This is a genomic window from Rhizobium sp. ZX09 (assembly GCF_017357485.1).
GTDB classification, from domain to species: Bacteria; Pseudomonadota; Alphaproteobacteria; order Rhizobiales; family Rhizobiaceae; genus Agrobacterium; species Agrobacterium pusense.
In genome coordinates this window covers 273,595-288,456 of sequence record NZ_CP031363.1, presented here as the reverse complement: position 1 = coordinate 288,456, position 14,862 = coordinate 273,595, and the positions used below count along the sequence as shown (strand labels likewise).

Sequence of the window (14,862 nt, the reverse complement as noted above, 5' to 3'; positions counted from 1 at the left end):
CAATTCATCGTAGTGACCGCGGCGTCTCGAAAAGCGATTTCTGATGCAGAACGGCACCATCCGCACACCGTCACCCCGGACTTGATCCGGGGTCCAGTGCGATCAAGTCCTTGATCGCTTAAGACTCTTTCACGGCGCAGACGCGCCGTGGCTGGATGCCGGATCAAGTCCGGCATGACGGAGGAGGGATTTGCAGCCTCTATTCGCAGGCTCCATGCGCGGCAATCGCCACATATTCGTCTTGACCTTTCGCCCCCCTGCCCTTAACGCCGCTGACACAAGGTTACTGGCGAATTTGCAGGGGTATTGACCATGAAAGTTCTGTTGATCGGTTCCGGCGGACGCGAACATGCGCTGGCGTGGAAAATCGCCCAGTCCCCCCTGCTTGATGCGCTCTACGCCGCCCCCGGCAATCCCGGCATCGCCGACCATGCGACGCTCGTGGAGCTGAACGTGGAAGATCATGCTGCCGTCATCGCCTTTGCGAAAGAAAAGGCAATCGACTTCGTCGTCATCGGCCCGGAAGCGCCGCTGGTCGCCGGTCTGGCGGATGACCTGCGTGCCGCCGGCATCGCCACTTTCGGGCCATCGAAAGCGGCAGCTCAGCTGGAGGGTTCCAAGGGTTTCACGAAGGATCTCTGCGCGCGCTACGATATTCCGACCGGCGCTTACCAGCGTTTCAAATCCGCAGAGCCGGCCAAGGACTATGTCCGCGCACAGGGTGCGCCCATCGTCATCAAGGCCGACGGGCTTGCCGCCGGCAAGGGCGTGACCGTGGCCATGACGGAAGCGGAAGCGCTTGCCGCGATTGACGACTGCTTCGACGGCGCTTTCGGCGCGGCCGGCGCCGAAGTGGTGGTGGAGGCCTTCCTCGATGGCGAGGAAGCGAGCTTCTTCTGCCTTTCCGACGGCAAGACCGCGCTGGCGCTCGCCACCGCGCAGGATCACAAGCGCGTCGGCGATGGCGATACCGGCCCGAACACCGGCGGCATGGGCGCCTATTCGCCCGCCCCCGTAATGACCGCGACCATGGTGGAGCGCACCATGAAAGAAATCATCGAGCCGACGATCTCGGGCATGGCGAAAGATGGTAATCCCTTCTCCGGCGTGTTCTTTGCTGGACTGATGATTACCGCCAAGGGCCCGGAACTCATCGAATACAACGTGCGCTTCGGCGATCCAGAATGCCAGGTGCTGATGATGCGCCTGAAAAGTGATCTGCTGCCCATCCTCTACGCCACGGCCACTGGCACACTGGACAGGGTTGACGCGGAATGGCGCGACGAGGTTGCGCTGACCGTCGTCCTGGCTTCCAAGGGTTACCCCGGCGCATACGACAAGAACACGCCGATCGCGCATATTCCTGAAGCGAGCGAAGAAGCGAAGGTGTTCCATGCCGGGACTGCGTTGAAGGACGACAGGCTGGTGGCTACGGGTGGCCGCGTGCTGAACGTTACCGCCCTTGGAAAGACCGTGACGGAGGCGCAGGCCCACGCCTATGCGCTGGCGGACAGGGTGGAGTGGGAAAACGGCTTTTGCCGGCGCGATATCGGCTGGCAGGCTGTGGCGCGCGAAAAGGTCTGATTTTAGATCAAACGGGCCGGCAACGAATATTTCGTTCAATTTTTACCAAGTTTGCTGACCCGATGGAAACGAAACGCCGGTAATACTTGCCCGAACATGGAATGGCGCACTTTGCCCGGATCACGAGGCGGCGCCGTTATTTGGGGGCTTTTTCGATGCGGCGTCTTCTTCTGACAGCGATTGTCGTGCTGACCGGCGGGTCTGCCATGGCGTCTTCCATCGAATATATCAACGGTGTTCATACCACCAATGGCAGCTTCATCCGTCGCGACTGCACGGGTTGCCAGCAGGTCAAGGAGAAAACCGCGGCGCAGGTTTACAGCATTCCTTCCATAGAACCCGGGACCCAGCACACGGAAATGCGGGAAGTGGATGGCAGGCAGACGCTGGTGCGCACGGAAGCATGGCTTGGCGGCGCGCCCGTGACATTTGTCAGCACCAATCCAGCATGGATGCCGAAGGAAGCGTCTGGCACCGCAATCGCCACCTATGACGACGCGGAGCCCACGGCGCACACGCAGGAAACCGCTGCGACGCCCGGCGGCATAGACATGACGACCACCACTGCGGCTACGAAGGAAGTTTCGAGTACCGATGCGGCGGCCCCCCGCGCATCTGCCTTGCCCGCTCCGACTAACTTCCCGGACTTCCAACTGCGCGGCAACTGACCTGCGGGTTGGATGACAAATGTCAAACAATCGAGTCCGCGCTGTATTTTTCAAGGCCATCAGCAACCATTGGGGGAATTAAAAATCCCCGATGGGGTTATTCCGCCGGCTGGCGTGATAAAGCTTCCACTAATTAAATATTTCTTCAAATTTTTGGCTGCTAAGTCATCTCATGGTGCAATGCAGCACCGCATGAGGCCTTGGGCGGATGCCGCTCTTCAGGCCCTTCCCGGCGCATCATGCGCCTCTTCCCTTTCCGAAACACCGGCAGCGCGCGGCAAAGCGAGGCGCGCGAGGCCAAACGCTTGTGAGCGCCCATGAAGAACCTTTCCATTTCCCGTCAGTTGATCGTTCTCGTAGTGGCCCTGATGGCCGCCTTCGCCGTGGCAACCTTCTACCAGCTGAAGTCCGCCACCGACGCGATCTATGAGGAACGCTACGGAATGCTGCGGACTCAGGTGCAGTCGGCCATCTCCATCCTGCAATCCTTCCACGACAAGGAAAAGGCCGGCACCCTTTCGCGCGACGAGGCCATGAAGCAGGCTTATGCAACCGTCAGCGCCATACGCTTCACCCCGGATGGCTACCTCTTCGGTTATGATTACGATGTGACGATGAAGTTCCATCCCGATGCCAAGCGCGTCGGCGAGAACTTCAAGGGCAAGCCTGACAGCAAGGGTTTCGCTTATCGTGACGAGCTGGTGCGGCTTGGTCGCAATGGCGGCGGCCAGACGGATTTCTACGGCCCGAAGCCCGGCATGGAAGGCAATGACTACGCCAAGAGCTCCTATGCACTTGCCTTCGAACCCTGGCAGGTGGTGGTCGTGACCGGCGTTTACATCGACGATCTGAATGCGCAGGTGCGCGGCGAGGTGATGAAGGCGCTATCCATCGGCGCGTTGATCTTCGTGCTGGCGCTTGCAGCCGCTTTCTATGTCATCCGCGGCATCTCGAAGCCGCTCGGCGATATTCACCGCGCGCTTGGCGAAGTCGCCAATGAAAACGTCTCGCTCGCCATTCCCCATACTGGCCTCACCAACGAAGTGGGCATGATGGCGAAGGCTACTGCCTCGCTTCAGGACAAGGTACGCGAGCGCCATGCCATGCAGCGCCGTGAGGAAGAACAGCAGCAACAGCTCAATGCCGAGCGCCAGAACAACCTCGACATGCAGCGCGACGAGGCAGAATTGCAGGCGCGTGTGGTTGCCACCATCGGCGAGGCGCTGGAAAAGCTGGCCGGCGGTGATCTGACCGTGCGTTGCGGCGATCTCGGCAACCGATACGCAGCGCTGCGCGCGAATTTCAACGAAGCCCTGACCCATCTCGATGCCGCCATGGCCAAGGTGAACTCCAAGAGCATCGACATTGGCGGCTCCAAGGAAGAAATCCGCAAGGCCTCCAACGAGCTATCGCAGCGTACCGAACGGCAGGCTGCCAATCTGGAAGAAACCTCCGCAGCGCTTGACGAACTGACCGTTGCGGTGCGCCAGACGGCGGAAGGGGCAGCTGACGCCGCCAAGCGTGTCACCACCGTCAGCTCGGAAGCCATGCGCAGCGACCGTGTGGTGGAAGAAGCGATCATGGCGATGAGCGGCATCGAGCAGTCTTCCGACCAGATTTCCAACATCATCGGCGTAATCGACGATATCGCCTTCCAGACCAACCTTCTGGCACTGAATGCTGGCGTCGAAGCTGCTCGCGCGGGTGAGGCTGGCAAGGGCTTTGCCGTGGTAGCGCAGGAAGTGCGCGAACTCGCACAGAAATCCGCGGCTGCCGCCAAAGAGATCAAGGACCAGATCGCCCGCTCTTCCGCCCAGGTGGAAAATGGCGTGCGGCTTGTGGGCGAGGCCGGCGATGCACTGAAGCGTATCTCGGACCAGATCAAATCCGCTAACGAGATCGTCAGCAAGATCGCCCACTCGGCAGCCGAGCAGGATACGACGCTGCGCTCGATCTCCTCATCGCTCAACCAGCTCGACGTCGCCACCCAGCACAATGCGGCAATGGCGGAAGAAACCACGGCTTCGGCGGAAGCGCTTGCCGTGGACACCGAGGAACTGCTGAACCTCATCCGCAGCTTCCGCGTGTCGTCCGGTCACCAGCTTCATGCCATGGCGCATGAGATGCGCATGGCGGGGTGATACGCCGCAAGACTATCGATGAACAAAGGCGCCGGGGGGAACTCTGGCGCTTTTCTTTTTAAGCATTTCCAGGAAAAGTGGAACCCGGTTTTCCGTCCGGAAATGCGCCAAAACAAAGAGTTAGAGTGTTTTCGCGATTCGAAGAAAAGCGAAAAACTCTAACGGGTCAGCACATCCAGCCGGTCGATATCGGCTGGTGAAAACACGGCAATACCGGCTTTTTCGAGCAGCGCCGCCGTCACCCCATTGCCCGCATGTTTGACGCCAGAAAACGAACCGTCATAGATCGCAACCGACCCACAGGACGGGCTGCCGTCGATCAGAAGCGCGTATGTGCAGGCATTGGACATGGCAAAGGCCAGCGCTCTTTCTGCGCCGGCAATGAATTGCGCCGTGACATCGCCGCCTGTCATCTCCAGCACGCGGGCGCGGCCCTCCAGCACATCGAGACCGGAGGCACCATCTTCGATTTCCGCCGGCGGGCGCGGCACGGGCATACCGCCCGCCATCTCAGGACAGATCGTCACCAGCCTATCCTCGCTTCGCCAGCGGTCTATCGCCGGGTGGGCGAAGGGTTTGCCTCTGCCGTCGTAACGGACAGGTTGGCCGAGGAGGCAGGCGCTGATGAGGATTTTGGAGGTGGAGTGGGTCAATGGGAAGTTATCCTGCGGGAATTGAGGCTGTGGCTAACCCCCCTCTGCCCTGCCGGGCATCTCCCCCTCAAGGGGGGAGATCGGCGAGAGGCATGCTCCCCCTCTTCCCGAAACGTTCAATGTGGTTGAGAGCTCGCCACAAGTCGATCTCCCCCTTGAGGGGGAGATGCCCGGCAGGACAGAGGGGGGTGAACCGCGCACACTGACATGTACGGCTACCCCAACCCCATCAGCCCGTTATCTTCGAGAAATCCGCAACCGTGCCAGTTGCCTCGCGAATGGCCTTCAGCAACGCCAGACGATTTGCGCGGATGGCCGCGTCCTCGTCGTTGACGAGGACATCTTCGAAGAATTTATCGACGGGCGCGCGAAGCGTCGAAAGCGCCTGCATGGCAGAGCGGAAATCTTCGCCGGCAACAGCCTTCGCGGCATCGGCAGACGCGGTCTTGATCGCCGCATAAAGCGCCTTTTCGGCATCGAGCTTCAACAACTCTTCCGAAACGCCATCCGCCACCACAGTCCCCTTCTTCTCCTCCGCGGCCAGAAGCTGGGTGGCGCGCTTGGCGCCTGCCAGAAGGTTACGGCCATCCTCACCGGTGATGAAGGCGGTGAGCGCTTCGACACGGCGGGCGATCATCAGCAGGTCGTCGGATTCCGGCGTCAGGACGGCGTCGATCAGATCGTAACGCGCGCCGAGATCGCGGAGATAGACCTTCAGACGGTCGTGGAAGAAGGAGAGAAGGTCCGGATCCTTGGCAACGCTCAGCAGTGGCAGCCGCACGTTTTTCTCAAGCAGAATACGCACCACACCCAGCGCCGCACGGCGCAGCGCGAAGGGGTCCTTCGAGCCGGTGGGCTTCTCATCGATGGCCCAGAAACCGACGAGGGTGTCGAGCTTGTCAGCGAGAGCGACCGTGATCGCCACCTTATCGGCCGGCAGGCGGTCGGAAGGGCCTTGCGGTTTGTAGTGATCTTCGATGGCGGCGGCCACGCTTTCGTTTTCGCCCTGAAGCGCCGCATATTTGCGGCCCATCAGGCCCTGAAGCTCGGGGAATTCGCCGACGGCTTCAGTGCGCAGGTCGGCCTTGGCCAGCACAACGGCGCGGTCCACCAGCGCGGCATCGGCGCCGACGATCGGGGCCAAAGTCTTCGCCAGTTCGCGGATGCGGGATACGCGCTCGCCCTGCGTGCCGAGCTTGGCGTGAAAGGTGACGTTGAGCGCATCGAGCTTCGCCATGCGCTGGTCGAGGGGCTTTTTAAGATCGAGGCTGAATTTTGCAGCCGAGTCCTTCAACGTCTCAAGATCGGGCAGATCACCCTGGTCACGGGTCCAGAAATGGCGGGCATCCGACAGGCGCGCGCGCACGACCTTGCCATTGCCGTGGATGATTTCCTTGCCGCCATCACTCGCTTCGATGTTCGAGACAAGGATGAAGCGGTTGGAAAGGCCCTCTTCCGCACCCTGGTTGCGGGTGACGAAACACTTCTGGTTGGTCTTGATGGTGAGGCGGATGATTTCTGCGGGGATTTGCAGATAGTCCTCTTCGAAAGTGCCCATCAGCACCTGCGGCCATTCAACCAGGCCGGAAACTTCTTCCAGCAGGCCTTCGTCTTCCACAAGGTCGAGGCCGTTGGCGAAAGCGAGGTCCTTGGCGTCGTGCAGGATGATGTCCTTGCGGCGCTCGGCATCGAGAATGACCTTCGCCTTTTCGAGGCTCGAGACATAATCCTCGAAACGGCGCACGGTGATCGGACCCGGCGCATGGAAACGATGGCCATAGGTGACGTTACCGGCAACGATACCATCGATGGCAAACGGGATGACCTGCGTTTCATCGTGTTCGGGGCCGAACAGGCAGACAATGGATTGCAGCGGCCGCACCCAACGCAGGCTTTCCGAACCTTTGCCTTCGATACCGGCATAGCTGGAGCCTTTCGGCATCGAAGCGGGGCCGGAGCGCATGGATTTCGGCCAGGGGAAAGAGCGGATGATGCCGGGCATCACCTCGGCGATGATCTCTTCCGCCGGACGGCCCGGCTTGTTGATGATGGCGATGTAGAAATCACCCTTCTTCGGATCGGAAACAACCTGCGCTTCCGAGATATCGTTGAGGCCTGCGCCACGCAGAAAGCCTTCGATGGCCTTTTCATTGGCATCGGTGCGCGGACCCTTCTTTTCCTCACGCACATCGGCCGAGCGGGCGTTGAGGCCACGAATATCCAGCGTCAGGCGACGCGGTGTCCAATATTCACGCGCACCTTCATAGGTCAGCCCTCTCTCCACCAAGGCATCGGTGACGAGTTTCTTCAGATCGCCCGCCGCCTTGCGCTGCATGCGGGCAGGGATTTCCTCGGAGCGAAGTTCAAGCAGAAGATCGGGCATGGGATAAGGACTTTAATCTGTTGCAAAAGAGTGTCGCGGACTTAGCAAGACCAGCGGCAAAAGTCACCAGCTATCGGTTAAATTACCGCGGCGGGCATCACCAGCCGCCGCCACCGCCACCGCCGCCGCCAGAGCCGGAAAAACCGCCCCCGCCCCCGCCTGAGAAGCTGGAACCGGAAGAGCTGACAGGCTGCGGAATGGTGGAGGCGATTGTGCTTGCCATAGAGGTTGAGAACCCGCCGATCCTGTCGCCAAAGCTGCCGTAATTGCTGCCCAGGTACCAGCCGGGCGCATAACTTGCCGCGGCGGCACCGGCGGCGGCGGTCGCGAGCCAGGTCTCGAACGTACGGCTCCAGGGCTTTTCGACGCCGAGCGCCACGGCATAGGGCAGCAGCGTTTCGAAATGTTGCGGCGACATGGCCGGCGCGCCCGCCATGTTCATCCGGTCCTTTTCGGCCAGCGTCAGATAGGTCCGCAGGCCTTCGATGCCATCCATCAGCTTGCGACCGAGCGGCGTCGGTGCGCCCATCAGAAACAGGAACAGCGCATTGATGAGCACGATTCCGCCGATGGCGGCGAGCGCCAGTGACTTGGTGTCATGTGTAACGTCAAGCAGGATTTGCGTGGCGATGCCGCCAATGGCCGAAAAGGCCACGAAACCGGCAAAGGCGAGCATGACGATGCCGCCGATCCGCTTGCGCAGCGGCGCGCCGCGCGAAAACTGCCGGCCGATGCCAATCGAAAGGATGCTGAAAAAGAAAGCAAAAAAGCCAAAGACCAGCACAGCGGCGATGGCGCTCTCATCCAGATCGCCGAAGACCAGCGTCGCAACGATGAGGGCGAGGCTGAGGAAGATACCGAAGACGGTGTAGCCGGCATTGCTGCGGTAATACTTGCCGCGATGTTCTTTCTCTATCGCTGCGCGAAACTGTTTGCCGACCTTCTCGACCTCCGCCCCATGGGCCTTGTCGATGGTTAGCGTCTCCCCCGGCCCACCGATGGAGGAAAGCAGCGTCTTCTGTCCCGTCGGCAGGTTGTCCGCCGTCGCCTTTTGCGTGCGGCGGATGACGATGGCGTTCTTCAGGTCCTCTAGAACCAAATAACCTTTTACGGCCAGATCAAGTGCCGAAGCGGAAAGCGCCGTCCAGCCCGCGCCGGAAAAACCGCGGTTATCGACGTAATTGACCAGCGCCGGGGAAAGTCCATCCGGCGCGTCCCAGCGCGGCACGACGACGCCTTTTGCCGGATCGCGGCCCACGGCGAACCAGGCTCGCAGATAATAGAGGAGCACGACGAAGAGACCGCCGCCCGAAAGCAGGATGGCGAGATTATCCCGCAGCCACCACCCCGCCTCCTGCGTGGTGTCAGGAGCCGTTATAGCCCCCTTGGGCAGTTTCACCGCAACCGTCATGCCCTCGCCCACCGAAAAGGGGCGAGTGGCGGCGAAGAAAACCTCGTTGCCCTCACTGAGGATGCGGGCGTCCTTGCCTTTTGCGCCAAGCGGACCGGTGAAGACGGCGGTATCCGTCGCCTTGACACCATCAGGCAACGTGATGGTAGCGGAAATCTCGCCCATGGGAAATTGCCAGCCATTGCCGGTAACATTCCAGGTCAGCTCGTCATAATCGCTGAAATAACGGATCTGCCGTGCGGTGGTGTAGGTGATCTGGAAGATATGTTCGCCGGTCGGCAGAAAACGGTCGGCGCTGCCGGTATAGATGCGGATGCCGCCATCGATATTTTCGGTGCGCCAGTTCTCGGGCGCACCATCGCGCTCCACCGAAACGACGCTGAAATCCACCTTGGTGCGGCGGTTATTCGCATCCAGCGCATAAAGCGGAAAATCGCGGAAAATGCCGCGCTTGATGTTCTGGCCTTCGGCGCGGGCGGTGATGGTCTCCGTCACCGTCAGCTTTCCGTCTCGCGCAACCTCGATGACGGAATGATACGAACGGATGAACTCTTCCGCGAAAGCCGGGAAGGCCGCGCCCAGGAAGACGAACAGCGCGAGAAATCTTGCGGCGATGGTCTTCACGAGCGATCCCTCCTCAATGGCTCAGTGCTGCGGCTCGGCAGCGCTTTCCTTTTCGGTATAGTCGACGCCCAGCGAGGCGAGCGCCTTCCAGTAACCGGGATAGGTCTTGCCCACGCAGGCCGGATTCTGGATGGCAATGCCGCCGATCTTCAGTGCGGCCAGCGCAAAGCTCATGGCGATGCGGTGGTCGGCGAAAGTGTCGATGGAGGCCTTGACCGTCTGGCCCGCAAGCGAGGGATCGGAATGCACAATCAAGTCGTCGCCTTCCTCATGCGCCAGACCATCGCGGATTTCGTTGAGGCCGAGTGAGACGGCGCGGATTCGGTCGCATTCCTTGACGCGCAGATTGGCGATGCCGACGAAACGCACCGGCGTTTCGTTAAAGGCGGCGAGAACCGCAATGGTGGGAATGGCATCCTGCATCTGCGAACCGTCGATTTCAGCGGGCAGGTGGGGAAACTGCGCCATGACCTCATAGGCCTTGGCATCCGGCTGGGTGAATTTATCGGCAGGCGTGCCGATATCGATGGCGCCGCCGGTCAGAAGTTCAGCGCCCCAGAGATAGGTGGCGGCGGAGGCATCCGGCTCGATGTGGAAATCGGTTGCCGTGTAGCCGGTCGGATGCACGCGCCAGATGGCGTTGCTCACCCGCTCCACCTTCGCGCCGAAGGCTTCCATGGCCGATGTGGTGAGATCGATATAGCCCTTCGCGCCGATTTCCTCGCCCTTGAGAATGATATCGACAGGCTTGTCGCCGCAGGCGGCGGCCATCAGGAGTGCGGACACATACTGGCTGGAAAGATTGGCGTCGATCGTGACGCTGCCCTTCGGGAAGCCAGTACCCTTGCCGCAGACGGTGACGGGCGGGCAGCCGGTCGGCGCCTCCGCCTCAACGCCGAGGGAGCGCAGGGCTTCCACCAGCGGCATGATCGGGCGTTTGCGCATATGCTCGTCGCCATCGATGATGACGGCGCCATCCACAAGGGCGGCAGCGGCGGTGAGAAAGCGGGTGGCTGTGCCGGCATTGCCGAGGAAAAGCGGCTTTTCCGGCTGATGCAACACACCTGAACTCTCCACCACGAAGGTGGTGGCGTCGGGCTCCGTTACCGTGACACCCATCTCACGCAGGGCTTCGGCCATATAAAGCGTATCGTCGCTTTTGAGCGCGCCGGTGAGGCGGCTTTTGCCCTTGGCGAGGCCGGCCAGCAGAAGGGCGCGGTTGGTAATGGATTTGGAACCGGGCGGCTCCACCTTGCCGGAAAGAGGGTGGCCGGGCGGGGTGATGGTCAGTTCGATCATGATCGTCGTCTTGTCAAAGTATGCGGCGCAAAGCCGGGCTATCGGAATATCGGCGGGAAATTGTGAGCCGGTGCTTAGAACTTAACAGTCGGCACGGCGCGGTCGGCCGGATTGTCGATCTCGAAATAGGGTGCCTTGGCAAAACCGAACTGCCCCGCCACGAGATTGGACGGGAAGCTCTCCACCTTGACGTTAAGATCGCGGGCAGCGCCATTGTAATAACGGCGCGACATCTGGATCTCGCTTTCGATGGTTTCGAGCGAGCGCTGCAATTCCAGAAAGTTGGTGTTGGCCTTGAGGTCGGGATAGGCTTCGGCAAGTGCAAAAAGCTTGCCGAGCGCCTGCGACAGCAGCCCTTCCGCCTGGGCGCGGCCTTCAACGTCTCCCGCCGGTACGGCCTGCGCGCGGTTGCGCAGGTTGATCACCTCCTCGAAGGTGCTCTTTTCATGGGCCGCGTAACCCTTCACGGTCTCGATGAGGTTGGGGATGAGATCAGCGCGGCGCTTCAGCTGCACGTCGATGCCCGACCACGCCTCTTCCTTCATCTGCCGCGCCTTGACGAGACCGTTATAGATGAAGACGACATAAAGCGCGATTGCCGCGATGATTGCCAGCGTGATGAACATTCCCTACCCCTCCTCAAGAGGTGCGGACACCAGAACGGTGTCCGCACGTTAGACTGTTGCCCCGCCCTACATAAAGGTTCAGGCGGCCCTGTTCCAGTTCAGCCCGCCTGCATCCGTCAGCAGGAAGGCTTCGCCGCAGGCTTTCGCCAGCGTGCGCACGCGCAGGATATAGCTTTGACGTTCCGTTACCGAGATCACGCCGCGCGCATCCAGAAGGTTGAAGACGTGGCTGGCCTTGATGCACTGATCATAGGCCGGGAACACGCATTTGTGCAGGCGCTGATTATCGTTGTCCCCGGGCGCACCGGCAGCGAGAAGCGCCTGGCATTCCTTTTCGGCGTCGATGAAATGGCGATGCAGCATGGCCGTATCGGCGAATTCGAAGTTGTGGCGAGAATATTCCTGCTCGGCCTGCAGGAAGACGTCGCCATAGGAAATCTTCTCTTCGCCCTCGCGGCCGTTGAAGTTCAGGTCGTAGACATTGTCGACGCCCTGGACATACATGGCGAGGCGTTCCAGACCATAGGTCAGTTCGCCCGCGACCGGCGAGCATTCGATGCCGCAGACCTGCTGGAAGTAGGTGAACTGCGACACTTCCATCCCATCGCACCAGCATTCCCAGCCGAGGCCCCACGCGCCAAGCGTCGGGCTTTCCCAGTCGTCTTCGACGAAGCGCACGTCATGCAGCAGAGGGTCGAGGCCGATTGCCTTCAGCGAACCGAGATAGAGTTCCTGCAGGTTGGAAGGATTGGGCTTCAGGATGACCTGATACTGGTAATAATGCTGCAGACGGTTGGGGTTTTCCCCGTAACGGCCGTCCGACGGGCGGCGCGAGGGCTGCACATAAGCGGCCTTCCACGGCTTCGGCCCAAGTGCGCGCAGCGTCGTGGCCGGATGGAACGTACCCGCGCCCACTTCCATATCGTAAGGCTGCAGCACCGCGCAGCCCTTGTCGGCCCAGTAATTATGCAGCGTCAGGATCAGCGCCTGAAAGGAACGCTTCGGGTTCATATGGTCGGGAACATCGGTCATTGCAGTCATCGCGGTGTTAGGAGGACAAGTAAGCATTGACTTACTTCGGATGCGGACTGGTGCCACGGCATGGCCTGAGGGTCAAGGTTTTATGCGAAGCGGCGATCAGCCCACGGCCTCGGCACGTTGACCACCGATGCCACGGTCTGCGAATTTCCTGAGAAGCCTGATCACCGGTTTTTCAAACAGGAGATGTGCTGCAACCGAGACAGCCAATGCCGCAAAAACAACCACGATCCCCGCCGCAGGGCCCGGCGCTATGATCTTGTAGACCACGGAAATAACCAGCCCGTGCAGGAGATAAAGCGCATAGGAGGCGTCCCCGATGATTTCAAAGGGCTTCAGCCACGCGATGGGCCAGCCACCCGCTCTTTCGATCCACACAAAGCCTGCCACCAGCAGAAAGGCTGGCACGCCCCAGCTCGCGATGCGCAGAAGGCCGGATTGCTCACCGATACCGGCCGCGAAAGCGAAGCCGACAAAAGAAAGCACGAGGGCCGCAGCGCCGCTGCGCACGCCCGCAAAGGCAATCTGCGACAGGACAAGACCGGCGAGGAATTCCAGCAGCAGCGGCGAGGCCCATATCTGCATGAAGGGAGACTGCCAGTCCGCCAGTTGCCCCAGGCAGACCATGCCCGTCAGGACAATGATCGTCACGGAAATGGGCGCGCGCAGTGCAAGACCCAACGCAAAAACGAGATAAAAGAACATCTCCATATTCAACGTCCAGCCCACCATCACGAGAGGCGTGACCTGGCCCGAAGCATCCGCATAAGGGATGAACAGCAAAGATTTCCAGAGATGGTCCATGGTAAAGGTGAATGTGGAAAACACGCCTGCCAGCGCGCCAAGACACATGAGCAATGTAACGGCCCAGTAGAGCGGCACGATACGGAAAAGCCGATGACGCAGGAATTTGGTGGGTGTCGCCTTATCGCCGACCATGCCCATCACAAATCCCGATATTACGAAAAACACATCCACCCCGGCGGCGCCTATCGTCAGAGGAGCCCCGACAATGTGAAAAAACATGACGGAAAGCGCGGCGACCGCCCGCAAAAACTGAATGGAATGAACTTTTTGCAAAACTACCCCGTCCGGCTGCGCAATGCGAGACTTCAGCCGGCTTAGGCCGAAGCAAAGCAGATCACCCTAAAATTTGTGGATCACTAATCGCACAATCGGGACGAAAATACTCGGCGAATTTCAGGGCTGTCCCGAAAAGCTGATTTTTGGGTTAACCCCCAATCCTTCAGGACTGGCAAACGAGATTGTCCGGGATGACTGCGCCTTACGCCTCATCCTCACGCTTCACGCGGTACTCCCCCGTCTCGGGATCCTTGATCAGCGTGCCGATCGCTCCGGTCTCGCGTTCCTTCTCGCGCTGTTTCGATTTTGCCGAGAGCTTTTCCGCATCGCGAACGAAGCGGCGGTAGAGGATGATGGCCCCCACCACCAGAAGAATGATTGTAATAAGCTGCGCCATAAGGCTTTATTCCCGCGACATCATAGACCGAAACGCGACCACAATGCCTTTTCTTCGGCGACCTCCGCAAGACCCGCGACGGCGCCCGCCGCCAGCTTTGGGGTGTCGAGGCCAAACGCAGCATTCACACCAGGTACTTTTTTACCGAACAAAGTGCGCCCGCCGCTGACGAGCTGGAGCTTCACCTTTTCACCATAACGGCGGCGCAGAACCTCGCGCATGTCACCCAGCCCATCGATCAAGCCAAGGTCGAGGCCACGCATGCCGGTCCAGAACAGACCGGAGAAGATCGCCTCGTCGCCCTTTAGCTTGGAGCCGCGGCGCATCTTGACCATATCAATGAAAACATTGTGGATTTCGACCTGAAGCGACTTCAGGTAATCGATGTCGCCTTCCTTTTCCGGCTGGAAGGGATCGAGAATGACCTTGTTCTCGCCGGCCGTATAAACGCGCCGCTCCACACCGATCTTCTTCAACATTTCCGGAAAACCGAAGCCGCCGGAGACGACGCCGATCGAACCGACGATTGAGGTGGGGTCGGCGATGATCTCGTCGCCGGCAAGAGCGATCATATAGCCGCCCGAGGCCGCGACGTCCTCCACGAAGATGAGGACTTTCTTGTCCTTTTCCTCGGCAAGCTGGCGGATACGGTTATAGATCATCCGCGCCTGCACCGGCGAACCACCGGGCGAATTGAGCGAAATGGCGACGGCCGGAGCATCCTTGACGGCGAAGGCCTTTTCGAGAAGCGGCGCATAGGAAGCGAGATTGAGGGCGGGGCGGAACTGGTTGCCGCCGGCCATGATCGCGCCATGCATGCGCACCACGGGAATGACGAGCTCTTTTTTACGAAAGCGTTTCGGCACAAGAAGCTTCAGCAAACCCACCAATCAATCCTCACAGCAATGACTTCATCGACACGGATGTATGTATCGCCGGGCAAAACACAATGGCA

12 protein-coding genes are annotated in these 14,862 nt (G+C 60.2%); 3 read left to right on the top strand and 9 right to left on the bottom strand.

The window, feature by feature from the left end; translation table 11 throughout:
* Window positions 1–312: 312 nt before the first annotated feature.
* From purD to BTN45_RS01350, 3 genes are all read left to right on the top strand, one after another.
* On the top strand, window positions 313–1,584 hold the full coding sequence (gene purD, locus BTN45_RS01360) for a phosphoribosylamine--glycine ligase (RefSeq protein WP_207588650.1): 1,272 nt from the start codon (window positions 313–315) through the stop codon (window positions 1,582–1,584).
* Window positions 1,585–1,739: 155 nt separating this feature from the next.
* Complete coding sequence (locus BTN45_RS01355; RefSeq protein ID WP_207588649.1) at window positions 1,740–2,252, top strand: plant virulence effector HPE1-like domain-containing protein; 513 nt, start codon at window positions 1,740–1,742, stop codon at window positions 2,250–2,252.
* A 317-nt stretch (window positions 2,253–2,569) separates the two neighbouring features.
* Window positions 2,570–4,393 carry a methyl-accepting chemotaxis protein gene (locus BTN45_RS01350; protein WP_207588648.1) on the top strand — a complete coding sequence of 608 codons (1,824 nt, stop codon included), beginning with the start codon at window positions 2,570–2,572 and terminating at the stop codon, window positions 4,391–4,393.
* Between the two features lie 158 nt (window positions 4,394–4,551).
* On the opposite strand, the gene BTN45_RS01345 is transcribed toward BTN45_RS01350, so the two are convergent.
* The 9 genes from BTN45_RS01345 to BTN45_RS01305 form a co-directional block, all read right to left on the bottom strand.
* The gene (locus tag BTN45_RS01345) at window positions 4,552–5,046 is read right to left on the bottom strand and encodes a DUF523 domain-containing protein (protein ID WP_207588642.1); all 495 of its coding nucleotides are present in this window, start codon (window positions 5,044–5,046) and stop codon (window positions 4,552–4,554) included.
* 229 nt (window positions 5,047–5,275) lie between these two features.
* The gene (gene glyS / locus BTN45_RS01340) at window positions 5,276–7,429 is read right to left on the bottom strand and encodes a glycine--tRNA ligase subunit beta (RefSeq protein ID WP_004440125.1); all 2,154 of its coding nucleotides are present in this window, start codon (window positions 7,427–7,429) and stop codon (window positions 5,276–5,278) included.
* A 97-nt stretch (window positions 7,430–7,526) separates the two neighbouring features.
* Window positions 7,527–9,464 carry a DUF2207 domain-containing protein gene (locus BTN45_RS01335; RefSeq protein ID WP_207588640.1) on the bottom strand — a complete coding sequence of 646 codons (1,938 nt, stop codon included), beginning with the start codon at window positions 9,462–9,464 and terminating at the stop codon, window positions 7,527–7,529.
* Between the two features lie 21 nt (window positions 9,465–9,485).
* Window positions 9,486–10,763, bottom strand: coding sequence for a 3-phosphoshikimate 1-carboxyvinyltransferase (locus BTN45_RS01330; protein ID WP_207588638.1), 1,278 nt, complete (start codon window positions 10,761–10,763; stop codon window positions 9,486–9,488).
* 74 nt (window positions 10,764–10,837) lie between these two features.
* A complete protein-coding gene (locus BTN45_RS01325) occupies window positions 10,838–11,389 on the bottom strand; it encodes a LemA family protein (protein WP_006699477.1) in 552 nt (183 codons plus the stop codon).
* A 78-nt stretch (window positions 11,390–11,467) separates the two neighbouring features.
* A complete protein-coding gene (locus tag BTN45_RS01320) occupies window positions 11,468–12,430 on the bottom strand; it encodes a glycine--tRNA ligase subunit alpha (RefSeq protein ID WP_020813609.1) in 963 nt (320 codons plus the stop codon).
* A gap of 96 nt (window positions 12,431–12,526) precedes the next feature.
* On the bottom strand, window positions 12,527–13,453 hold the full coding sequence (locus BTN45_RS01315) for an acyltransferase (RefSeq protein WP_246751695.1): 927 nt from the start codon (window positions 13,451–13,453) through the stop codon (window positions 12,527–12,529).
* 259 nt (window positions 13,454–13,712) lie between these two features.
* Window positions 13,713–13,907, bottom strand: coding sequence for a membrane protein (locus BTN45_RS01310; RefSeq protein WP_004440115.1), 195 nt, complete (start codon window positions 13,905–13,907; stop codon window positions 13,713–13,715).
* Between the two features lie 20 nt (window positions 13,908–13,927).
* On the bottom strand, window positions 13,928–14,797 hold the full coding sequence (locus BTN45_RS01305; protein WP_037090856.1) for a S49 family peptidase: 870 nt from the start codon (window positions 14,795–14,797) through the stop codon (window positions 13,928–13,930).
* Between the last annotated feature and the right edge of the window lie 65 nt (window positions 14,798–14,862).

Excerpts from the sequence above, each read along its gene's own strand:
- purD (WP_207588650.1), top strand. The coding sequence starts at position 313 with ATGAAAGTTCTGTTGATCGGTTCCGGCGGACGCGAACATGCGCTGGCG.
- BTN45_RS01355 (WP_207588649.1), top strand. The coding sequence starts at position 1,740 with ATGCGGCGTCTTCTTCTGACAGCGATTGTCGTGCTGACCGGCGGGTCT.
- BTN45_RS01350 (WP_207588648.1), top strand. The coding sequence starts at position 2,570 with ATGAAGAACCTTTCCATTTCCCGTCAGTTGATCGTTCTCGTAGTGGCC.
- glyS (WP_004440125.1), bottom strand. The coding sequence starts at position 7,429 with ATGCCCGATCTTCTGCTTGAACTTCGCTCCGAGGAAATCCCTGCCCGC.
- BTN45_RS01330 (WP_207588638.1), bottom strand. The coding sequence starts at position 10,763 with ATGATCGAACTGACCATCACCCCGCCCGGCCACCCTCTTTCCGGCAAG.
- BTN45_RS01325 (WP_006699477.1), bottom strand. The coding sequence starts at position 11,389 with ATGTTCATCACGCTGGCAATCATCGCGGCAATCGCGCTTTATGTCGTC.
- BTN45_RS01320 (WP_020813609.1), bottom strand. The coding sequence starts at position 12,430 with ATGACTGCAATGACCGATGTTCCCGACCATATGAACCCGAAGCGTTCC.
- BTN45_RS01315 (WP_246751695.1), bottom strand. The coding sequence starts at position 13,453 with ATGTTTTTTCACATTGTCGGGGCTCCTCTGACGATAGGCGCCGCCGGG.
- BTN45_RS01310 (WP_004440115.1), bottom strand. The coding sequence starts at position 13,907 with ATGGCGCAGCTTATTACAATCATTCTTCTGGTGGTGGGGGCCATCATC.